The following is a 21,160-nucleotide window of genomic DNA, read 5'->3' on the forward strand; positions in this document are numbered from 1 at the left end:
AGAAACGGAGTGATCATGATGACCGTCCATCTTGTCCCAACGATCAAAACTTTGGAGAAGAATCTTTATAGATTAAGAGAGAATCAGCTAGTTTATTACGATGCGCAAGCAGACAGGAATGAAATCATCCAATATTATCGACGTGTCGACGTGTGGGAAACGAAATCCATATACCGGCAATTGCACGCCCTCGTCAAACAAACCCATAAAAACCGCGTTCCCTATGGGGTAAGCAAAGACCAATATTTATATACGTGGGTGGATCTGCAGCCCGACGGAGGAATTAAAAGCATATACTCCGGAAAGGATGAAGATCCGGCTATGTTGATTGCAAAAGATGATGAAGTTCGAAAAAAGCATGAACAGTTATTGGCGGAAAACGGCCTCCCAAAATATATGCCGATGGAGCTCAAGTTTAATGCCGAGCACATTGTCCCGCAATCATGGTTTTCCGGTCGCGAACCGATGAAGGGGGATTTACATCATCTTTTTGCCTGTGAACCAAGCTGTAATGCCATTCGGTCCAATTTTCCATACTACGACTTTCCGGAATACAACCCGGAATTGCCTACTGAAAAAATACGGAACCATTGCGGAGTCGCTTCGTCCGGTTTATTTGAACCAGAGTTTGGAAAAGGAACGGTCGCCCGTGCGCTGCTTTATTTTGTCCTCCGTTATCCGAAAGGGATTAAAAAAGCATTTCGCAAAAAAGTGGACTTCCCGCTCTTGCGGAAATGGAACAAGACCTTCCCACCCGAGCTTTACGAAAAGCACCGGAATCAAGCCATTTTTCATATTCAGGGAAACCGCAACCCATTTATCGATTTTCCCGAGCTTGCGGATAGCATTTATTTTCCTCTGCGTTGGTAATTTTTTGCCGGATGAAAGCCGCCTTTATAAAGGCGCTTTTTGCTGAGTGGAATCCCTAAAAGTTTGCCATATTTTTGCAGCTCGCGTTCATCCCTTGGAGAAACGAGCGAAACAACTGTTCCGAATTTCCCCATTCGCCCTGTTCTTCCTGAACGGTGGATATATTGTTCCACGTCCTTCGCCAGGTCAAAATGAATGACGTGGGATATCCCTTTTATATCCAACCCTCTGGCTGCTATATCTGTGGCGAGCAAGATGCTTACATCCCCGGAGTCAAGCCTTTGTAACGCCTTTTTCCGTTCATCTTTGCGCATATCACTGTGAAGGATTTCCAAATCAACACCTTCATAGGATAACTTGTCGGCAATGACATGCAAGTTGCCAATAGACCGAATGAAAGCGAGGCCTTTCATCCCGTCCATTTTCGCGATTTTTCCAAGCAGGTTGATTTTTTCACGCGGTTCACACAACAAATAAATATGTTCGATCTCAGATGGTACAGCTAGTTCCCCATCGACCACAATCCTTTCGGGCTCCCTTCCAAGCATGGCTGTTACTTGGTCGGGATCTTGCAATGCGGTTGCTGAAAACAGCAGCAACTGGCGGTCATTGAGCGCCGATTTCACGACACGCCGGACATCGTCAAGATGTTCCTTGCCGAGCAGTTCGTCCCCTTCGTCCAGCACAATGGTTTTCACTTCATGCATCTTCAGTTTTTTCATTTGAATCAGTTCCCAAATGCGCCCTGGTGTTCCCACAATCAGTTGTGGGCGCTTTTTCAACTTTTCCATTTGCCGCTTTATATTGGCCCCGCCAACAAGGGAAACGCTTGTCAGCCCGGTTCCTATAGACCATGCTTTTATCTCTTCAAAAATTTGCATGACAAGCTCTCGGGATGGAGCCAAAATGACTGCCTGTGTCGCTTCCTTTTCTTCATCCACCCTGTTTAAAATCGGCAGTAAATAGGCAACTGTTTTGCCAGTGCCCGTTGGAGATTGAGCGACCACATCTTTACCTTCCAAAATAGAAGGTATAGCTCGTTGTTGAACAGGCGTCGGCTCTGTAAACGACTTTTTCCAATTTTCCTGCAGGGCAGGTTTTAAGCTATGTAAAAAATTCATATTACTTCCTCATTTCAACTTGTTGATTGCTGGATTATCATAATGGACAAAATGCCCTCTTCCAGATTATATCCTAAGTTTAAATCGTGAATAAGAAGAAAAGCAAATGTTATCGCAAACCAAGGCTGTTTAGCACATATGCCTGATATTGCTTGACTTCATATATTTGAATTATTAGAATATATTTAATTAACTTCTCTATTTGTCGAGAAAGGATGATTGTCATGAACATAGATGAGGTTACCTCAATCGTTACGGGAGGAGCCTCCGGTCTTGGGGAAGCCACCGTAAGAGACATTGTTTCACATGGTGGCCGGGCTTTTATTCTCGACCTTGAGGAAGAAAAAGCAAGGAAGCTTGCGGATGAGCTCGGAAGCAATGCCGCTTTTTTTCATGCTGATGTTACAGATGAAGACAGTGTTCAAGACGCAGTGGGAAAGGCATGTGACACTTTTGGGCACATCAATGTGCTTGTAAACTGTGCCGGGATTGCTATCGCTAAGAAAACGCTCGGCAAGCAAGGGCCGCATGATTTGCCGTCCTTTTCAAAAGTCATCGCCGTCAATCTGACAGGCACTTTCAATGCGATCCGCTTGGTATCTGAAAAAATGGCGACCAACGAACCGAACCTGCACGGTGAACGGGGTGTCATTATTAATACAGCTTCTGTCGCTGCTTTTGACGGACAAATCGGACAGGCTGCCTACAGCGCATCAAAGGGCGGTATTGTAGGAATGACATTGCCACTCGCAAGGGATTTGGCTCACCTTGGCATTCGGGTCATGACCATTGCTCCCGGATTGTTTCATACCCCCCTATTTGCCCAACTGCCTGAAAAAGCCCGAAAAGCCTTGGGTGAAATGACTCCTTTTCCTTCCCGCCTCGGCCAGCCAAGCGAGTATGCGCATTTAGTGTTGTCAATTATAGAAAACGCGATGCTGAACGGAGAAACAATCCGTCTGGATGGTGCCATTAGAATGCAGCCAAAGTAATGGCAAAACCCTCAAAAGCACGAGGTGAACATAGTGAAAAGAACGTTTTTAAAAGAAGAACATGACATTTTCCGCCGGTCACTAAGAACCTTTCTTGAACAGGAAGCTGCCCCCTTTATTAAGCGATGGGAAGAAGAAAAAGAAGTTCCGCGTAGTTTTTGGAAAAAGATGGGGAAGCATGGATTTCTCTCCCCGCAAGTCAGTGAGAAATACGGAGGGTATGATGCCGACTTCGGTTTTGCCGTTGTCGTTTCCGAAGAGTTGGACCGTGTGAATGTTGGACTTGTTGGAATCAGTTTACATAATGACATTGTCATTCCCTATATTGAAACATACGGCACCGAAGAGCAGAAGAAGCGGTGGCTGCCGGGGACTATTAGCGGAGACTTGATCTCGGCGATTGCCATGACAGAGCCGGGAGCCGGTTCCGATTTGGCCGCGATTAAGACGAAGGCCATTAAAGATGGAAACCATTATGTTTTAAATGGAGAAAAAACATTTATTACAAATGGAAAAACCGCTGATATCGTTGTAGTGGTATGCAAAACGGATCCTCAGGCCAGTCCGCCGCACAAAGGAATCAGCCTGCTCGTCGTTGAAGCGGGAACACCCGGCTTTATAAAAGGGAAAAAATTAAACAAGCTTGGCCAACATCTCAATGACACTTGCGAGTTAATTTTTGAAGATGCGAGAATTCCTGCGCAAAACTTGTTGGGAGAAGAAGGAAAAGGATTCTATTATTTAATGGAAAAATTACAGCAGGAACGGCTTTTGGTTGCTATTCAGAGCATGGCCTCAGCAGAACTCATGCTGGAGAAGACCGTTGAATTTGTAGAACAGCGGGAAGCCTTTGGCAAACGCATCAGCCAGTTTCAAAATACGCAGTTTAAGCTGGCAGAAATGAAGTCGGAAATTGAAATTGGCAGGACATTTGTGGACAGGCTCATTGAAGCGCATATAAACAATACAAAAATCACGACAGAAGTAGCCATGGCCAAATGGTGGACAACAGATTTGGTGAAGAAAGTGTCTGCAAACTGTTTACAGCTTCACGGGGGGTACGGATATATGGAAGAATACGAGATTGCGAGAAGGTACCGCGATGTGGCCGTTTCATCCATATATGCAGGTTCCAATGAAATTATGAAAATGATCATTGCAAAAAATATGGGTCTATGACATTTGAAAGGAGGAGCCTTTTTGCCGTTAACATCTATTATGGTCTTGGATTTAACCCGCCTCCTGCCGGGACCTTATTGCACGATGATTCTGGCTGACTTTGGGGCGGAGGTCATAAAAGTAGAAGATCCCCAGCTTGGCGATTATGCAAGACATTTCGAACCGAAAACGAATGGAAGCAGTGCCCTGTTTCAATCACTGAATCGTAACAAAAAGAGTATTTGTCTGAATTTGAAAGATGAAAGCGATAAAAAAACCTTTACGCAACTGGTTAAACAAGCGGATGTCCTTGTTGAATCTTTTCGGCCAAATGTCATGAAACGGCTTGGACTTGACTATCAAACGTTAAAAGAGCTGAATCCCGGTTTAATCTTTTGCTCCATAACAGGGTATGGACAAACTGGTCCTTATGCAAACCGCCCCGGCCATGACATCAATTATCTTAGCTATGCCGGGCTTTTGGATATTATGGGAGCAAAGGATGGCATCCCGATCGTTCCCGCTGTCCAAATTGCCGATATTGGGGGCGGGGCTTTTCCGGCTGCTGTCGGTATTTTGCTCGCACTACTGGAAAGAAACCGGTCAGGAAAAGGACAATTGATTGATATATCCATGCTCGATGGAGTGATTTCCTGGCTGCAAACATCGCTTCCAAATTTTTTGGCAGGCGGCACTGTCCCAAAACGCGGTGAAGAAATGCTGACCGGCGGACGGGCATGCTACTCCGTTTATGAAACAAAGGACGGAAGGTTTTTATCAGTCGGGGCCATTGAGCCGAAGTTTTGGAAAGCTTTTTGCCATACAATTGAACAGCCTGATTTTATTCCTTTATTGGAAGCGTCTTTACATGAACAGCACCGGCTGAAATATGAGATTCAACAGATTATATTGCAAAAAACTCTTTCCGAATGGATAAAAGCGTTTTCTGAAGTGGAAGCATGCGTCTCTCCTGTTTTAACTTTTAAAGAAATGACAAGAGATCCGCAAGTTGTCGCAAGAGGCATCCTGCGAACCATTTTTCAGCAAATGGCAGGTGAAATAACATATATTGATAATCCGATCAAACTATCAGATACGCCCGCAACATTCAGATATCCGGCTCCCAAACACGGTGAACATAATAACCAAGTAGTTAGCCATATAAAGTGAAACTTCATTCAGTAGGCGTTTCTCCTACTGAATGTTAGTTGAACCAATCGGGCATTTAGGTGCCGTTCTCTCCCATTTAGACCTTTTGTATTCACTCAGGTCTTGATGTGGTGTATATATGGCACCTTACATGCGGGATAAAATAAAGCAGAGTAAAGGAGAGTTCCCTATGATGGACATCCCATTAACCCTCACTGCGCTGATAGAGCGTGCTGAAAAATATTTTTCCAAAAAAGAGGTCATTTCTAGGACCCATGGCGGATTGCATCGTCTCAATTACGGGAAAATCGGCCGCCGTACTCGGGCTTTAGCAAGCGCATTGGAAAAGTTGGGCGTAAAAAAAGGAGATCGTGTCGGGACATTCGCCTGGAACCACCACCGCCATTTGGAAGCGTATTTTGCCATCCCATGCATGGGCGCAGTGTTGCACACCATTAACATCCGTTTGTCAGTAGAGCATTTAATATATATTATCAATCATGCTGAGAACAAAATATTGCTGATCGACCCTGACCTTTTGCCCATTATTGAAAAAATTCGAGAACAGATCCCCACGGTGCAAGCTTTTATTGTCATGGCTGATGAAAATGCATCCATAGAGTCCAGTTTAGAATCATTATATTCTTATGAAAAGCTGGTCGGTGATGGCGATGAATCTTATGAGTTCACATCTGATATCGAGGAAAACGACCCTGCGGGCATGTGTTTTACTTCTGCAACAACAGGAAAACCGAAAGGCGTTGTTTATTCCCACAGAGGTATCGTTCTGCACAGCATGGCATTAAGTATGGCCGATACCGCGGGCATTTCCGAATCAGATATAGCAATGCCTGTTGTCCCAATGTTTCACGTAAATGCCTGGGGATTGCCGTTTGTGGCCACCTGGCTTGGAACTACGCAAGTCCTTCCCGGTCCCATGGTGACACCCAAGCTTCTTGCCGAACTCATTGAAACTCATAAGATAACGATTGCAGCCGGTGTGCCGACCATTTGGATCGGACTGTTACATGAACTTGAAAACGGAGAATACGACACGTCCAGCTTAAGGTATGTCCTTTGCGGAGGAGCTGCCGCGCCTAAAAGCGTGATTCATGCGTTTGAATCAAAGTTCGGCATACCTTTTATTCACGCATACGGCATGACGGAAACGACACCCCTGGCTACGCTGTCGCGCCTCAAAAGTTATCAGCGTGATCTTCCAGAAGAAGAGAAGCTGGCGATCAAGGCTAAACAAGGGATCGTTGCTCCCGGTCTTGAAATCAAAGTAATCAACGAAAATGGCGAAGTGAAGCCTGATGGAAAGGAAATGGGAGAGCTTCTCATTCGTGGCCCCTGGATCGCCAATGAGTATTACAAAGACGAGCGGACGGAAGACGCCTTCCAAGACGGCTGGCTTCATACCGGAGATGTGGTAACAATTGATGAGGAAGGCTTTATCCATATTATCGACCGGACAAAGGATCTAATCAAAAGTGGCGGTGAATGGATCTCTTCTGTCGAACTGGAAAATGCGCTCATGGCCCATGAAGCTGTTTTTGAAGCGGCAGTTGTTTCGGTTCCCCATCCAAAATGGCAGGAACGCCCTGTTGCGTGCGTCGTTCTTAAAGAAGGAAAAAGCTTGACAAAAGAGGAAATCATCGCCTTTTTGAAACCGCAATTTGTCAGCTGGTGGCTTCCTGATGATGTGATCTTTCTCAAGGAAATACCCAAAACATCCGTTGGAAAGTTTTTAAAACGCCAACTGCAGGAACAATTGAAAGAACATCTTACCACCCAGTAAATAAAGGAAATGGCGCTGACGCCTTATGGCTCTAATACTTCGTGCTCGGCTTCTGAACGCAAAAAATAATAAAAAACCTAATGAAATCATGTGGAAGAAGAACTTTTTCCTCCACATGATTTTCATTTGTTCGATCTCCACAAGCCAAAACAGCAGAAATAAGCGACAAACGGGCAGCTGGACGGACACGTCCGCACAATAATAGCGGACAGCTGGACGGTGGAATTTTGCCCGTAAGCACGAATGGCTCAAAACCCGTTCGATTGTCCTTGAAAAAGGAGAGAGATCACTCAGTCAAGTTTTCGGCCTTGGACGTCATGCAATATGATATTAATAATCGGTCCCTGAATCTGTGTAAATTGCACTTATCTTAATCATGAGTATGAGCAATATATTTTTCTCATGGAAGTTGCTTTTCCAATGGGCAGCTCACCGTTTTACTAAAAAGGTCCTTGCCGTGCGTCCCTCCCCCTGCCTCTTCCATCATCGCTTTTTCAATTTGCGGGAAAATGCGCAACTCGTCCGTCCATCAAGCGTCAGGCCAAATTTATTTTAGGAGTGGGAGCTTTACGACCACGACCGTCACCTAACTCACATTTGCTTTTTCCTCTTCCAAATCCTTTAAATAATATTTTTCCGAAGTGAAAAACTCATCTTTTAGCTCCTTCACTTGTTTACGGAGCAAAAGGATCGCTATGACATTTGGAATCAGTATTGCCGCAAGGGCGATATCAAGAAAGCTCCACAGCACTTCGGCGGCGCCAATAGCGCCAAGAATAATGCACGCGACATATACTACTTGCATTCCTCTTCCTGCCGTTAATCCAAATAAAAACTCAGCCTGCTTTACTCCGTAATAAATCAGAACAAGCATCGTAGAAAGCACAAAGAACACGAGGGAAATCGCCACGACGGCACTTCCAATCCCGCCAAAATACTCTCCAAATGCGACCGCTGTCAAGCCGGAGGGGTTTTCACTGGCTGCTTCTCGTGTCCAGGCATCTGAGGATAGGACAACAAACGCTGTTGCGGTACAAATGATGAGCGTGTCCACCACGATTCCGATGATAGACCAAAATCCCTGTCTTACCGGATGGTCAGTTGTCGCTGTGGCGTGCGCAATTGGTGTTGTTCCGAGTCCTGCTTCATTAGAATATAGACCGCGGGCAAATCCCCAGCGGATTGTTTCCGCAATGGCGGCCCCGGCAAATCCCCCGATTGCCGACATTGGCTGAAAAGCAGAAGTGACGATCAATTTAATTATGGAGGGAAACTCTCCGATATTCATGGCAACAATGATGAGAGCTGATGCCACATAAAATATAGCCATAAATGGCACTACAAATTCGGTGACGCGGCCGATTCTTTTAATACCGCCAAATACAATGATGGAAATCAAAGCGGCGGCGCCAATACCTGTATATAAAGGAGAGATTTGGGTTGTTTCATAAATGGTAGAGGCAATTGAATTTCCTTGCACCATCATGCTGGGGACAAGTTCAAGCATGAGGGCGAAAGAAAACCAGATGCCAAGCCATTTCATGTTAAGCCCTTTTGTCATGTAATACATTGGTCCGCCTACGTATTCTCCCGTTTCGTTTTTCTCCCGGTAACGTACAGCGAGAACACTTTCAGAAAACTTAATAGACATGCCGATTAACGCGATGACCCACATCCAAAAAATGGAACCAGGCCCTCCAAACATAATGGCAGCCGGTACCCCCACAATATTTGCGGCGCCAATCGTACAGGACAACTCGGAGGTCAGAGCCTGAAAAGGAGTAAGTGTCCCCTTCCCTTTCGGCCTTTTGAAAACGCTTCCTAATGTTTGTTTTATGATATAAATAGGATAGCGAAATTGAAAAAAACCGAGCAGAACAGTTAAATATATACCCGTGACAAGAAGCAACAAAATAATGGGCAAACCCCATAACCAATTGGAAAAAGCCTCTACTTTCGCAAGAAATTCATCCATCTTAATTCAAACAACCCCTTTCCCTATTAGGTACGAATTACCCCGTTCCAGAGGCTATAAACACACTTTTTAAAAAATAGGAAAAATGTCATAGTTCTGAAATTTTATTATCGGAACAATTCATTTTTTCGAGTTCATATTTTGGGACTTTTTCAATAGCGTCTGGAAAGTTTATAATATAAATAAGCCATTAAAGAGAGGAATTATCCAATGAGACAGAAAGACAAAACATTACCTTCCCAGGCGCAGCACAGAAAGTTGACGAAAAAGGCTCTTTTCTGGCGATTCGTTTTTGTCACTTTAGGGGCTGTTCTGATGGCTGTCGCTTTAGAGTTTTTCTTAATACCGAACAACATTTTGGACGGAGGCATTACCGGCATTTCCATCATTGTCGGATATCTCACCGGTTGGAGAGTTGGATTTATCATCTTTCTATTAAACCTGCCTTTTATTTATATTGGGTATAAACAGATGGGAAAAACCTTCGCGCTGACCACATTGTATGGTATTTTTATTTTATCCATCACCTCTATTCTCCTTCATAATGTCTATATCGTGACAGATGATTTATTGCTGGATACGGTTTTTGGCGGGATCATTTTGGGAGTCGGTGTCGGCATGGTGATCAGAGCCGGCGGTTCACTTGACGGGACAGAGGTTCTCTCCATCCTTTTAAGTAATAAACTGCCTTTTTCAGTTGGCGAAATCATTATGTTTTTTAACTTTTTTATTTTTACCGCCGCCGGATTTATCTTTAGCTGGGAACGGGCGATGTATTCGATCATCACTTATTTCATCGCCTATAAAGCGATTGATTTAGTCGTCGAAGGCTTAAATCAATCTAAATCGGTCTGGATTATTAGCGAGGAAGCGGAACATATCGGAGATGCCATCATTGCCAGGCTTGGCCGGGGTGTGACGTATTTGAAAGGCGAAGGCGCTTTTACAGGGGACAAAAAAAGAGTCATTTTTTGTGTCGTTACCCGCCTGGAAGAATCCAAGTTAAAGACGATCGTAAATGACTTTGACCCCAATGCTTTCATTGCTTTTGGAAATATATCCGAGGTCAAAGGCGGCAGGTTCAAGAAAAAGCATATTCACTAAAACCGGCGGAACTGCCGGTTTTTTTTATGGGAAAAGGACATCCTATCATTAGTAAATATGAAAAGGAGGACGAACAAATGAAAGCCGTGACATACCAAGGTCCCCAAAAGGTGGAAGTAAAAAATGTCCCTGACCCCGTGATCGAGAAGAAAGATGACATCATCATCCGTATTACCTCTACTGCGATTTGCGGATCGGATCTTCATTTATACCTCGGAAACATCAAACTTCGCGAAGGCTATATCATTGGGCATGAACCGATGGGAATCGTGGAAGAAACAGGCCCGGACGTTACGAAAGTCAAAAAGGGAGACCGGGTCGTCATCCCTTTTACCGTTGCGTGCGGAACTTGCTTTTATTGTAAAAATGACATGGAAAGTCAATGTGACCATGCCAATGAAGTTGAAGATACCGGGGGATATTTTGGATACTCCGAATGGTTTGGTGATTATCCGGGAGGCCAGGCCGAGCTTTTGAGAGTCCCTTTTGGAAATTTCCTTCCGTTTGCCATACCGGAGACGTGTGAACTGGAAGACGAGGCCTTATTGTTTTTATCCGATGTCCTGCCCACATCTTATTGGAGTGTGAAAAATGCGGGGGTAAAGCCGGGAGATACCGTTGTTGTTCTCGGCTGTGGCCCCATTGGCCTGATGACGCAAAAATTTGCATGGAAGGCCGGGGCCAAGCGGGTTATCGGTGTGGACTATATTCCATACCGTTTAGATCATGCTCAAAAAATAAACAATGTCGAAGTCTTTGATTTTACAAAGCATGATGATATGGGGTTGGAATTAAAAGAGTTAACGAGCGGAGGCGCGGACGTTGTCATTGACTGTGTCGGGATGGACGGAAAAAAATCCCCGCTAGAAAAAGTCGGACAAAAGCTGATGATCCAAGGCGGAACGTTAAGCGCCATTCAAATAGCAACAAAGGCCGTTCGAAAGTTCGGCACCATCCAGCTGACAGGTGTATATGGATTAAACTATAACATGTTTCCGCTCGGCGATCTTTTCGCCCGAAACATATCACTAAAAATGGGCCAGGCCCCTGCCCCTCATTTCATGCAGGAACTTTATGAACAAATCGTTTCCAACGAGATTGATCCGACTGATATTATCACCCACCGAATTCCATTAGAAGAAGCGGCCCGAGGCTATGAAATGTTTAACGAACGCGAGGAAGGCTGCATCAAGGTTGTCATGAAGCCGTAAGAAAAGTGCAGCGCCTGTTTAGTCACATACAAACTGAAGCACTCCACAATGAGATAAAACGAAATAGCGGCCAGCGGAAAGCTTTTGTCCGCCGCTTGTTCGTGACGGTCACTTCCGCAGTTGCCCCCAATGTTTTTGAAATGGGGGTAATGCCAGTTCATGCGAAAGAAAGCCAAATAACCACAATACGATAAAGGCAAAATGACAAGGAGGTTGGGACACAACTAAATCAGCTGATGAAAAAAAGAACAATAAAGTGAAACTTCATTCAGTAGGCGTTTTCTTCCATCTCCTACTGAATGTTCGTTGAACGAATGGGCATTTAGGTGCCGTTTTCCCCTACTTAGACCTTTTGTATTCACTCAAGGTTTTCAAATGGTGTATATGGCATCTTACATGCGGGAAAAATTTAGCTAGTGTATAATACGCAAGCTTTTAGCGTAGTCAACATATGTGGACTCCTGCGGGAATAGCTCGATCTGAAGATCCCCCGATCCCGCAGGAAAGCGACCTTTGCTTTCCGAGGAAGCTGAAGAGACCTGCGGAAAACGAAATATGTTGACGTAGCGATGATAGGGATTTTTTTAATACAAATAAACCGAACAATTTTAAATGAATTGTTCGGTTCGTATTTGCTTATGTCCAGTCTCTTTTTTACCAGTTTTCAATTTCCGGGCGTTCCGGCTTCGCATTTCCTTTTTTGGATGAACGTTTTTCCAATTCCGCGTATACTTCTTCAAGGGAAACCCCTTGCTCTGCCAATAACACGAGACTGTGGTAGAGCAGGTCTCCACATTCGCTGATAACCTCATTTTTATCTTTGTTTTTCGCAGCAATCACAATTTCTCCCGCTTCTTCAATCAGCTTTTTGGAAATTTTATCGATTCCCTTTTGAAATAAGTACGTTGTATAGGAACCTTCAACCGGGTTCGTCTGGCGTTCATTGATTTCCGCCATCAATGAAGCAAAAATCGATGAGTCGGCCTTTTTTTCACCAACAATAGTATTATAAAAACATGACTGTTCTCCCGTATGACACGCGGGACCAAGCGGCTCCACATAAATGAGCAAAGAGTCGTTGTCGCAGTCCAAATGTACCGATTTAACGATTTGCTTGTTTCCGGATGTGGCCCCTTTGTTCCAATATTCTTGGCGCGACCTTGAATAAAACCACGTTTCTTTTGTCTCCAAAGTTTTCCGGTAGGCTGTTTCATCCATATAACCGAGCATCAGCACCTCTTTGCTCACGTCATCCACAATCACCGCCGGAAGCAGTCCTTTTGAAAAATCAGGCTCCACTAACGTCAACTCCCCGCTCGCGGCATAACGTTTTCACTTCGGGAATGCCCACTTCGTTTTGATGGAAAATAGATGCCGCCAATGCTGCGGCCACATTCGTTTTTTCAAATACCTCTACGATATCCTCCGCACTGCCACATCCACCTGAAGCAATTACAGGTATATCAACAGCATCGACAATCGCTTTCGTTAATTCCAAGTCGTAACCGTCCTTAACACCATCACGGTCAACACTTGTCAGCAAAATTTCGCCGGCGCCAAGTTCTTCAAGCATTTTCGCCCATTGTACCGCGTCAAGGCCGGAATCTTTCATACCGCCATGTGTCATCACATGCCATGTCCCATCCGACATTTGCTTGGCATCAACTGCTGCGACAATAGTGGCCGAACCAAATTTTTCCGCCGCTTCTTTAATAAGTTCCGGCCGATCTACGGCAGCTGTATTGATCCCGACTTTGTCCGCCCCGGCTTCTAAAATCCTTCCGATATCGTCGGCTGTCTTGATTCCCCCGCCAACTGTAAAGGGGATCGATACTTTTTTCGCCACTTTTTTGACGACATCCACCATCGTTTTGCGCCCTTCGGTAGTAGCTGAAATGTCAAGAAAAACAAGTTCATCAGCGCCATTATTTGAATAGTCGGAGGCCATTTCTACTGGGTCGCCTATTTCACGCATTCCCTCAAAATGAATTCCTTTCACTACTTTTCCATCTTTTACATCCAAGCAAGGAATAATTTTTTTCAACTTTTATGACCTCCTTAATTTGACTGTTCCCTCATACATGGCTTTTCCCACGATGGCTTCTTCAATCCCCAGCGCGGCAACTGCATCTAAATCTTCTTGATTGCGAATACCGCCTGATGCGACAATTTTACAGCTCACCGCATCATTGATTTTCTTCAGTTGCTCCAGGTTGGGCCCTTGCATCGTGCCGTCTTTTGAAATGTCCGTAAAGACAATTGTTTGGACGCCCAGCTGCTCCATTTGCTTCGCAAATTCAATATAATCCATTTCGGTTTCCTGCTCCCAGCCCGAAACCGCCACTTTTTCATTTCGGGCATCAATGCCGATTACGATATGTTTTCTATGTTTTTCCAAAGCAGCTTGTAGAAATTCCCTATCTTGAATGGCAGCCGTTCCAATAACGATTCTGTCCACCCCTGAGTTGACATATGCCTCGACTGTTTCAAGGTTCCGAATACCACCACCAACCTGAATCGGCACAGTCGACTTGGCGCATAATTCTGAGATCAATTCAAATTGCTCAGGCTTTCCTGAACGGGCGCCGTCTAAATCAACAATATGAATGATTTCCGCCCCATCATTCATAAACGTTTGTAATTGTGAAGCGGGGTCGCTTCCTACTTGCGTTGTCTTATTAAAATCCCCCTGATACAGCCTGACACACTTTCCATCAATTAAATCCATTGCTGGTAAAATCTTCATTTGCCCCTCCCGCATTGTTTGCTCAATGATTTTAAAAAGGCTCCTTACTCAAGCAAGCCTTTTGTTGACAAAACACCTTCCAACGAAGGATCTATTTTCACCGCTTCCGCCAGCGCCCGTCCCAGCGCCTTAAAAAGAGCTTCAATTTTGTGATGTGTATTTTCTCCGTATAGTACCCTCGCATGGAGAGTAATCCCTGCGTTAAATGCAAATGCCTGGAAAAACTCCCGTACAAGCTCAGTATCAAAATTCCCGAGGGAGGTTAAATGGAATTCACCCTCAAAATGTAAGAATGGACGGCCGCTTATGTCCAGTGACACAAAGGCAAGCGCATCATCCATCGGTACGTACGATGTTCCAAAGCGAACGATGCCGCGTTTGTCCCCCAGCGCTTCCCGGACTGCTTTTCCAAGAACAATGCCTGTATCCTCAACAGTATGATGACTGTCGATATGCAGATCGCCTTCGACATTCAACGTTAGCCCAATCCGGCCATGACGTGCAAACGCATGAAGCATATGGTCAAAAAATCCGACTCCCGTCTTAATACTGATTTCCGACGCATCATCAAGCCGGACAGCCAAGTCGATTTTCGTTTCGGCCGTCTCCCGTTTACTGGATGCTTGGCGCATACGACTCACTCCATTCTTTCAAGGCTGACCGTAATTTCTCATGTTCTTCCTTCGTGCCGGCCGATATCCGGACTGCTTCCGGCTCACTACCGAAATAACGTATTTTTATCTTTTTTTCATATAAAAAGTCTGTCAGGCTTTTCGCCCCGCTTAATGTCATGAAAAAGAAATTGGTGTTTGAAGGATATAATTTGGCATCTTTCCTGCTTGCCGCAAATTCCTTCATAATGTCTTCCAATTCAGCAATTTGCGCCAGTTGCATGATCAAAAACTGATCAAGAAGCTCCGGTTTTTTTAACAGCTGCGTCCCGATTTGAGCGGAGACGGTATTCACATTATAAGGTGGCTTTATAGAGCCGATCCCTTCAATCAGACGATCATTTGCCGCCAAAAATCCGAGTCTGAGCGCCGCCATGCCAAGCGCTTTGGAAGCTGTTCGTAAAATAATAAGATTGTCATAATCAAGCAATTTTGACACGAAAGGAGATTCACCGGCAAAGTCTATGTAGGCTTCATCCAACACAAGAATGCCCCCGCCATTTGTCTCCAATGCCATCATGATTTGCTCTATTTCTGTCTGTTCATATAGTCTGCCAGTCGGATTGTTTGGATTTGATAACAAGAAGAGTTTTGGCTTTAAATGCTCAATCTTTTGCAAAACGATTTCAAGCGGCAGAGCAAAATCATCTTGTAAAGCAACTTTCTCAACGTTCGCCCCCATAATTCGGGCATTTTTTTCATACATTGAAAAGTCTGGTTCCAATACTATGACCGTATCTTTCGGATCAAGAGCATATTGGCATATAAGTGTAATGCATTCGTCCGATCCGTTCCCTGCCAATAAATTGTTTTGGGGAAAACCGGAAAATTTGCTGTACGCCTCGATGAGCGCTTCCGTACTTTCTGCCGGATAGCGGTGAATCAGCGTTTTTTCCAGCTCGGAAAAATCTACGTATGATAATAGACTCGTATATGCTTCATTGTTGTCCAGCCTGATCATGTCGCCAGGCTCTGGTTTCACTTTATAAGGGCTTATGCCCGAAAGCGTCTTTCTCACTGTTCCAGCCTCACTTTCACCGCGCGTGCATGGCCGTCAAGCTCCTCTTCCTGCGCAAGAGTTTCCACATAAGGAGCGGCCTGCCGCAATGCGTTTTCTGAATAATAAACATAAGTTGTTTTCTTGATAAAATCATCGACTGACAATCCCGAAGAAAAACGGGCTGTCCCAACCGTCGGCAATACATGGTTCGGCCCGGCAAAATAGTCGCCGACAGCTTCCGGTGTATGATGGCCGATAAAAACAGAACCGGCATTTTTCACTTTACTCAAATGATGAAGTGCATTCTTTGTCTGAATTTCCAAATGTTCAGGAGCAAGAGCGTTCACTAGGGAGAATGCTTCATCAATTGTGTCTACCAAAACGGCAGCACCTTCGTTGGCAAGCGAGATTTCCGCAATGTCTTTACGTGGAAGCTCTTCACATTGCCGTTTTACTTCTTCCAGCGTTTTGGCAAGGAGGGCTTTGGACGTGCAGAAAAGAAAAGAGCGCGCCTTTTCATCATGTTCGGCTTGCGCGATCAAATCTGCAGCCACATACGGGGGATGGGCCGATTCATCCACGATAATCGCCACTTCCGAAGGCCCCGCAATCATGTCGATTCCGACATCACCAAAAACGAGTGATTTTGCCGCGGCCACATATGCGTTCCCGGGGCCGACAATTTTATCAACGGCTTCAATTTGTTCTGTCCCGTATGCAAGTGCGCCGATCGCTTGGCTTCCGCCAATTTTATAAATAGTGTCCACACCGGCAATGTCTGCGGCAACTGACAGAACAGGCGGAATATTTTTGCCGTCTCTTGCCGGGGTTGTCATGACAATCTTCTTGACGCCGGCAAGCTTTGCTGGTATAGCATTCATGAGAACCGTTGAAGGGTAGGAAGCCTTCCCTCCCGGAACATAAATGCCAACTCGTTCGAGCGGCCGGAAAAGCTGGCCGGAAACAATGTCATCCGTCATTTCCATCACACGTGATGTTTGAAGTTGTTTTGAGTGAAAGCTTCGAATATTGTCCGCCGCTTTTTTAAGAGCGGTGATCACTTCCGGCGCTACGTCATTCCAGGCGTTCTCCCGCTCTTTCTTGGAAACTAGCAAAGAAGCGGCGGCCAAACCGTCAAATTTCTTCGTATATTCCTTTACAGCTTCATCACCGCGATTCCGAATATCATCCAATATGTGTTTCACCGTCTGTAATACGTCACTGTCAAATGGCTGCTTTTTTGTTTTCGCGGCAATAAAAGCTTCCTTAAATTCCTTTTGGGAATATTGGCGTATCATATGGCGACCTCCTCAATCCGGAAGGAATCAATAAGGGGGGCCAAGATGGCTTTTTTCAACTTCAAGGAGTTTCGGTTGGCGATACACCGGGCACTGATCGAAAGCATTTCTTCCTTTACAACAAGCCCGTTCTCCCTTAAAGTATTTCCCGTTTCGACAATATCAACAATATCGTCTGCCAACCCCAATAATGGAGCCAGTTCAACAGAGCCTTCCAATTTTACAATATCAACCGACTTTCCTCTTTCCCGAAAATATTTCGTCGTGATATTGGGAAATTTCGTCGCGATACGCTGTTTTGCAAACTTGTTTTCCGCCTTCTGTTCGCCCGCGACAGCCAAACGGCATTTTCCAAAAGGCAGCGGCAGCAAATCATACACATCAGGCTCAAACTCTAACAATATATCTTCACCGACAATCCCTATATCGGCTATCCCATGTTCAACATAAGTAGCCACATCAACTCCTTTGGCAAATACGGCATAAAAATGCTCAGTTTCCACTTGGAGTTTTCTGCCTTTCTCTTTTAAAGGCTGAATATCATAATTGAGCGATTCCAGAAAGGCAAGAAATTGCTTTTCCAACCTTCCCTTTGTTAAAGCGATCACCGGTTTCACTTTTCCAACACCTCATATTTTCCATCATTAAATTGTATTTCCACTACTTTATCATAATTTCCGGTATTTGCGGCGTCCAACTGCACATCAACAATGCAATTTTCATATGATTTTCTCAATTTTTCCGCATAAACGATCGTATCCATATTGGCAATGATGCAAATACGCTGTTTTGTATTTTCTTCTTCATATTGTTCGGCCAATAAATCCAGATCAAATGCCAAACCCGCCGCAGATACATTTCGTCCATATCTGTCATAAAGCTTGTCGTAGCGCCCTCCGGAAAAACAAACGCCACCATTTTTTTTCAAAAAGCCCCGATACATCATTCCGGAATAATAAGGGAGGTTTTTAACTCTTCCCAAATCGACGAGAATGTCCCCGCTTCCGGATGCTTTCAATATATGGGCTACTTTTTTCATTTGTTCAAGGATTTGAAGCAAGTGCTCCTGATCTTTCCAGCGCTTCTCATATTCGTCAATGACACCAATATCACCATATGCATCAACAAGCGCCGCGAGTTCTGCCGCTGCTTTTTTTCCTCCGATATTGAGTACGATGTGGTATACCTCATCCTTTTTCTTGTCATGCATGGCTTGGTGGAGTTTTTCCGCATCATCTTTGGCAAATGGCAGATTTGAAACGAGGCTTTCATATATATTTGCATGCCCCAGCTCAATTACATAATCCTCCATGCCCATTTCCTTCAAGAAAGAATGGGCCATGAGCAGACTCTCACTTTCCCCCATCAATAGCGGCATATGAAGTATTTCAATTCCGGCCTGGTTGCATTCCATGCCAGGACGGTCCGTCCTAAATATAGAACCTTGATAAGCCCATTTTTGCGGTGTGGCTTCCCGGGAAGATAAAGCTCTTGCAATGGCCGTCGTCCAATCGGGACGCAACACTTCAATTTCTCCTTCAGAGTTGAACCATTTTAACATGTTTTGTAATTTCATATTGACGTAATCATTCGTAAAAGTGGACGCATACTCCACAACTGGTGTTGAAATCATTTCATATCCGCGTAATGTCACGACCTTCCGGAACTTTTCCATTACCGAAAACCGATTGCTGACGGCGGGTCCCATTTCATCTCTGCTCCCTGCAGGCAAAAACATAATACTCACTTCCCGAATCAATTATTCTTTAACTCTCTATCGAACTAAAGGATTTTCATAAATTGGTATTACTTTACCATAAAACAAAGGATTGAGTCAATCTGATCGTAAACTATTAAAATAATGAAAAAAAAAACATTTTTCCATTGAAAGTCATGTAAACGAAGAATGGTTTGAGGATTAGACCATAAGAATCGAGGATTGCCCCGGAAAGAAGGACATGAATATGTTCGCTATTCCAGTAAAACTTCCAGCCACATGTATGCATTTTTCGCAACATGTAAAAAGGGGCTCGCGGCCCCCTGTTACTGATATAAATGACATGCGGTGAAATGTCCCGGTTTTACTTCTTTCCAGTCTGGATCAACTTTGGCACACACGTCCATAGCAACCGGACAGCGCGTTCGGAATACACATCCGCTCGGGGGATCTATGGGACTTGGCACATCGCCTTTTAAAATAATCCGTTCCCGCTTCACTTCGGGATCGGGGATCGGAACCGATGACAATAAAGCTTTTGTATATGGATGCAATGGGTCCTCATACAGCTTTTCACTATCCGCAAGCTCAAACATTTTCCCCAGATACATGACGAGAATTCGATCGGAAATATATTTGACCATTGATAAATCATGCGCAATAAATAAATAGGTCAAACCCATTTTTCGTTGCAAGTCTTTTAGAAGATTCACAACTTGAGCCTGTATCGATACGTCCAGGGCCGAAATCGGTTCATCACAAACAATGAATGTCGGATCAAGGGCAAGCGCCCGCGCAATGCCGATCCGCTGGCGTTGGCCGCCGCTGAACTCATGGGGAAAACGGCTAATATGATCGGCATCCAACCCGACAAGCCGCAGCAATTCTTTGACCCGCTCACGCCTCTTTTTTCCGCTCAACACACCGTGAATCGCAAATGGCTCTCCAATGACTTCCTCAACTGTCATTCGCGGATTCAACGATGCGTAGGGATCCTGAAAAATCATTTGCATTTCCCGCCGCATTTGGGACATTTCACGATCATTGCTTTGAAAAATATTTTTTCCGTTAAATAAAACTGCACCCGAAGTCGGCTCGTATAATCTGATGATCGTTCTGCCCGCGGTTGATTTCCCGCAGCCGCTTTCACCAACAAGGCCGACCGTTTCTCCCTGGTATATATCCAAATATAACCCGTCAACCGCCTTCAATTTTTTATTACCTACGGTAAAATATTTCTTTACATTCTTCACTTGGATTAATGGTATGGAAGAATATCCCTGTTCAAAAGATTTTTTTTCTTTCAATTCCGGTGTCATGTGCTTCCTCCTTTGTTACACACTTGCTCTCTTTTGAGCCATTGGGTGGTGAAGCCAGCAAGCGGTAAACTGGTTTGAACCTACTTCTTCAAACTCCGGGTTGTGACCTTTGCATATGCGCATGGCATATTTGCATCTGGCATAAAATGGACACCCTTCCGGAGGATCTATCAAGTCTGGCGGAGTACCGATGATGGGAGCAAGCGGCTGGTTTTTATCCATATCCAAGCGCGGAATGGAATTTAATAATCCCATTGTGTAGGGATGTTGAGGGTTGTTAAAGATCTCTTTCACTGTGCCGCTTTCGATCACCTGGCCGGCATACATGACGACTACGCGCTCGGCCATTTCTGCTACTACGCCCAAATCATGTGTAATTAAAATAATGGAAGTTCCGGTTTCTTGCTGGATTTTTTTCATCAATTCCAATATTTGAGCCTGTATCGTCACATCCAAAGCTGTCGTCGGTTCGTCGGCGATCAACAGCCGCGGATTGCATGCCAGCGCCATGGCAATCATGGCCCTTTGGCGCATCCCGCCCGAAAATTCATGCGGATATTGATTCACCCGGTGGCCTGGCTGCGGAATTCCAACAAGTTCCAGCATTTCAATGGCTTTTTCAACAGCTGCCTTTTTATTCATGTCATTATGTTTCAAAATAGCCTCTATAATCTGGTTGCCTATTTTGCTTGTTGGATTTAAAGATGTCATTGGGTCCTGGAAGATCATGCTGATTTTATTGCCTCTGATGCGCTGCATTTCTTTTTCAGTTATATCGAAAAGATTGTTCCCCTGAAATTGTATCGATCCCTGCTTATATTGCGCGGGAGGGGAAGGCAACAGCCGCATGATTGATTTGGCTGTTACACTTTTACCGCAGCCCGATTCTCCAACAATGGCGATCGTTTCTCCTTCTCTTACGTTAAAATTGACGCCTCTGACCGCCTTTACCTCTCCGGCATATGTTTGAAAAGATACGTGCAAGTTTTTGACTTCCAGTATATTATTCATATCGATCCCCACCTCTC

At 44.7% G+C, this 21,160-nt stretch carries 19 protein-coding genes; 7 read left to right on the forward strand and 12 right to left on the reverse strand.

The window, feature by feature from the left end; all coding sequences use genetic code 11:
- Positions 1-15: 15 nt before the first annotated feature.
- Positions 16-870, forward strand: a complete 855-nt coding sequence (locus NST31_RS04075; protein ID WP_236016916.1) for an endonuclease — start codon at positions 16-18, stop codon at positions 868-870.
- On the opposite strand, the gene NST31_RS04080 is transcribed toward NST31_RS04075, so the two are convergent.
- Positions 849-1,991: a DEAD/DEAH box helicase gene (locus tag NST31_RS04080; RefSeq protein WP_339164022.1), complete on the reverse strand. Its 1,143-nt coding sequence runs from the start codon at positions 1,989-1,991 to the stop codon at positions 849-851. The genes NST31_RS04075 and NST31_RS04080 overlap by 22 nt on opposite strands.
- Before the next feature lie 224 nt (positions 1,992-2,215).
- Between NST31_RS04080 and NST31_RS04085 the strand changes: the two genes are divergently transcribed.
- From NST31_RS04085 to NST31_RS04100, 4 genes are all read left to right on the forward strand, one after another.
- Positions 2,216-2,983: a 3-hydroxyacyl-CoA dehydrogenase gene (locus NST31_RS04085; protein WP_339164024.1), complete on the forward strand. Its 768-nt coding sequence runs from the start codon at positions 2,216-2,218 to the stop codon at positions 2,981-2,983.
- A gap of 33 nt (positions 2,984-3,016) precedes the next feature.
- Entirely contained in the window at positions 3,017-4,162 is a 1,146-nt protein-coding gene (locus tag NST31_RS04090) for an acyl-CoA dehydrogenase family protein (RefSeq protein ID WP_077109957.1), read from the forward strand.
- A 21-nt stretch (positions 4,163-4,183) separates the two neighbouring features.
- Positions 4,184-5,311: a CaiB/BaiF CoA-transferase family protein gene (locus NST31_RS04095; protein WP_339164025.1), complete on the forward strand. Its 1,128-nt coding sequence runs from the start codon at positions 4,184-4,186 to the stop codon at positions 5,309-5,311.
- A gap of 169 nt (positions 5,312-5,480) precedes the next feature.
- Positions 5,481-7,091 (forward strand): long-chain fatty acid--CoA ligase, encoded by a 1,611-nt coding sequence (locus NST31_RS04100; protein WP_339164028.1) that lies wholly within the window; start codon positions 5,481-5,483, stop codon positions 7,089-7,091.
- Positions 7,092-7,677: 586 nt separating this feature from the next.
- On the opposite strand, the gene NST31_RS04105 is transcribed toward NST31_RS04100, so the two are convergent.
- On the reverse strand, positions 7,678-9,066 hold the full coding sequence (locus NST31_RS04105) for a sodium:alanine symporter family protein (RefSeq protein ID WP_077109876.1): 1,389 nt from the start codon (positions 9,064-9,066) through the stop codon (positions 7,678-7,680).
- 210 nt (positions 9,067-9,276) lie between these two features.
- Here NST31_RS04105 and NST31_RS04110 point away from each other — a divergent pair, with 210 nt between their 5' ends.
- Positions 9,277-10,170, forward strand: coding sequence for a YitT family protein (locus NST31_RS04110; protein WP_171973799.1), 894 nt, complete (start codon positions 9,277-9,279; stop codon positions 10,168-10,170).
- A gap of 77 nt (positions 10,171-10,247) precedes the next feature.
- The gene (locus NST31_RS04115) at positions 10,248-11,381 is read left to right on the forward strand and encodes a zinc-dependent alcohol dehydrogenase (RefSeq protein WP_077109874.1); all 1,134 of its coding nucleotides are present in this window, start codon (positions 10,248-10,250) and stop codon (positions 11,379-11,381) included.
- 654 nt (positions 11,382-12,035) lie between these two features.
- Here NST31_RS04115 and hisIE read toward each other — a convergent pair.
- From hisIE to NST31_RS04165, 10 genes are all read right to left on the reverse strand, one after another.
- A complete protein-coding gene (gene hisIE, locus NST31_RS04120; protein WP_077109873.1) occupies positions 12,036-12,680 on the reverse strand; it encodes a bifunctional phosphoribosyl-AMP cyclohydrolase/phosphoribosyl-ATP diphosphatase HisIE in 645 nt (214 codons plus the stop codon).
- Positions 12,670-13,425 carry an imidazole glycerol phosphate synthase subunit HisF gene (gene hisF / locus NST31_RS04125; protein WP_339164033.1) on the reverse strand — a complete coding sequence of 252 codons (756 nt, stop codon included), beginning with the start codon at positions 13,423-13,425 and terminating at the stop codon, positions 12,670-12,672. Before hisF ends, hisIE begins: the two co-directional genes overlap by 11 nt.
- Before the next feature lie 3 nt (positions 13,426-13,428).
- Complete coding sequence (gene hisA / locus NST31_RS04130; RefSeq protein WP_077109871.1) at positions 13,429-14,127, reverse strand: 1-(5-phosphoribosyl)-5-[(5-phosphoribosylamino)methylideneamino]imidazole-4-carboxamide isomerase; 699 nt, start codon at positions 14,125-14,127, stop codon at positions 13,429-13,431.
- Positions 14,128-14,171: 44 nt separating this feature from the next.
- Positions 14,172-14,759, reverse strand: a complete 588-nt coding sequence (gene hisB / locus NST31_RS04135; RefSeq protein WP_077109870.1) for an imidazoleglycerol-phosphate dehydratase HisB — start codon at positions 14,757-14,759, stop codon at positions 14,172-14,174.
- The gene (locus NST31_RS04140) at positions 14,740-15,816 is read right to left on the reverse strand and encodes a histidinol-phosphate transaminase (protein WP_077109869.1); all 1,077 of its coding nucleotides are present in this window, start codon (positions 15,814-15,816) and stop codon (positions 14,740-14,742) included. The genes hisB and NST31_RS04140 overlap by 20 nt, the downstream gene beginning before the upstream one ends.
- Complete coding sequence (hisD, locus tag NST31_RS04145; protein WP_077109868.1) at positions 15,813-17,096, reverse strand: histidinol dehydrogenase; 1,284 nt, start codon at positions 17,094-17,096, stop codon at positions 15,813-15,815. The genes NST31_RS04140 and hisD overlap by 4 nt, the downstream gene beginning before the upstream one ends.
- On the reverse strand, positions 17,093-17,713 hold the full coding sequence (gene hisG, locus NST31_RS04150) for an ATP phosphoribosyltransferase (protein ID WP_077109867.1): 621 nt from the start codon (positions 17,711-17,713) through the stop codon (positions 17,093-17,095). The genes hisD and hisG overlap by 4 nt, the downstream gene beginning before the upstream one ends.
- Positions 17,710-18,834, reverse strand: a complete 1,125-nt coding sequence (locus NST31_RS04155) for an ATP phosphoribosyltransferase regulatory subunit (RefSeq protein ID WP_077109866.1) — start codon at positions 18,832-18,834, stop codon at positions 17,710-17,712. Before NST31_RS04155 ends, hisG begins: the two co-directional genes overlap by 4 nt.
- 305 nt (positions 18,835-19,139) lie before the next feature.
- Positions 19,140-20,132 carry an oligopeptide/dipeptide ABC transporter ATP-binding protein gene (locus NST31_RS04160; RefSeq protein WP_077109865.1) on the reverse strand — a complete coding sequence of 331 codons (993 nt, stop codon included), beginning with the start codon at positions 20,130-20,132 and terminating at the stop codon, positions 19,140-19,142.
- Positions 20,133-20,147: 15 nt separating this feature from the next.
- Entirely contained in the window at positions 20,148-21,143 is a 996-nt protein-coding gene (locus NST31_RS04165; protein ID WP_077109864.1) for an ABC transporter ATP-binding protein, read from the reverse strand.
- Positions 21,144-21,160: the final 17 nt, after the last annotated feature.

Origin of the sequence: Siminovitchia sp. FSL W7-1587 (assembly GCF_037963795.1) — a bacterium.
Taxonomy (GTDB): domain Bacteria; phylum Bacillota; class Bacilli; order Bacillales; family Bacillaceae_C; genus Siminovitchia; species Siminovitchia thermophila.

What these genes read in the sequence shown, in the direction of transcription:
- NST31_RS04155 (WP_077109866.1), bottom strand. Translation starts at nt 18,834, where the DNA reads ATGTTTTTGCCTGCAGGGAGCAGAGATGAAATGGGACCCGCCGTCAGC.
- NST31_RS04160 (WP_077109865.1), bottom strand. Translation starts at nt 20,132, where the DNA reads ATGACACCGGAATTGAAAGAAAAAAAATCTTTTGAACAGGGATATTCT.
- hisD (WP_077109868.1), bottom strand. Translation starts at nt 17,096, where the DNA reads ATGATACGCCAATATTCCCAAAAGGAATTTAAGGAAGCTTTTATTGCC.
- NST31_RS04165 (WP_077109864.1), bottom strand. Translation starts at nt 21,143, where the DNA reads ATGAATAATATACTGGAAGTCAAAAACTTGCACGTATCTTTTCAAACA.
- NST31_RS04085 (WP_339164024.1), top strand. Translation starts at nt 2,216, where the DNA reads ATGAACATAGATGAGGTTACCTCAATCGTTACGGGAGGAGCCTCCGGT.
- NST31_RS04100 (WP_339164028.1), top strand. Translation starts at nt 5,481, where the DNA reads ATGATGGACATCCCATTAACCCTCACTGCGCTGATAGAGCGTGCTGAA.
- NST31_RS04115 (WP_077109874.1), top strand. Translation starts at nt 10,248, where the DNA reads ATGAAAGCCGTGACATACCAAGGTCCCCAAAAGGTGGAAGTAAAAAAT.
- hisA (WP_077109871.1), bottom strand. Translation starts at nt 14,127, where the DNA reads ATGAAGATTTTACCAGCAATGGATTTAATTGATGGAAAGTGTGTCAGG.
- NST31_RS04080 (WP_339164022.1), bottom strand. Translation starts at nt 1,991, where the DNA reads ATGAATTTTTTACATAGCTTAAAACCTGCCCTGCAGGAAAATTGGAAA.
- NST31_RS04110 (WP_171973799.1), top strand. Translation starts at nt 9,277, where the DNA reads ATGAGACAGAAAGACAAAACATTACCTTCCCAGGCGCAGCACAGAAAG.
- NST31_RS04075 (WP_236016916.1), top strand. Translation starts at nt 16, where the DNA reads ATGATGACCGTCCATCTTGTCCCAACGATCAAAACTTTGGAGAAGAAT.
- NST31_RS04105 (WP_077109876.1), bottom strand. Translation starts at nt 9,066, where the DNA reads ATGGATGAATTTCTTGCGAAAGTAGAGGCTTTTTCCAATTGGTTATGG.
- hisB (WP_077109870.1), bottom strand. Translation starts at nt 14,759, where the DNA reads ATGCGCCAAGCATCCAGTAAACGGGAGACGGCCGAAACGAAAATCGAC.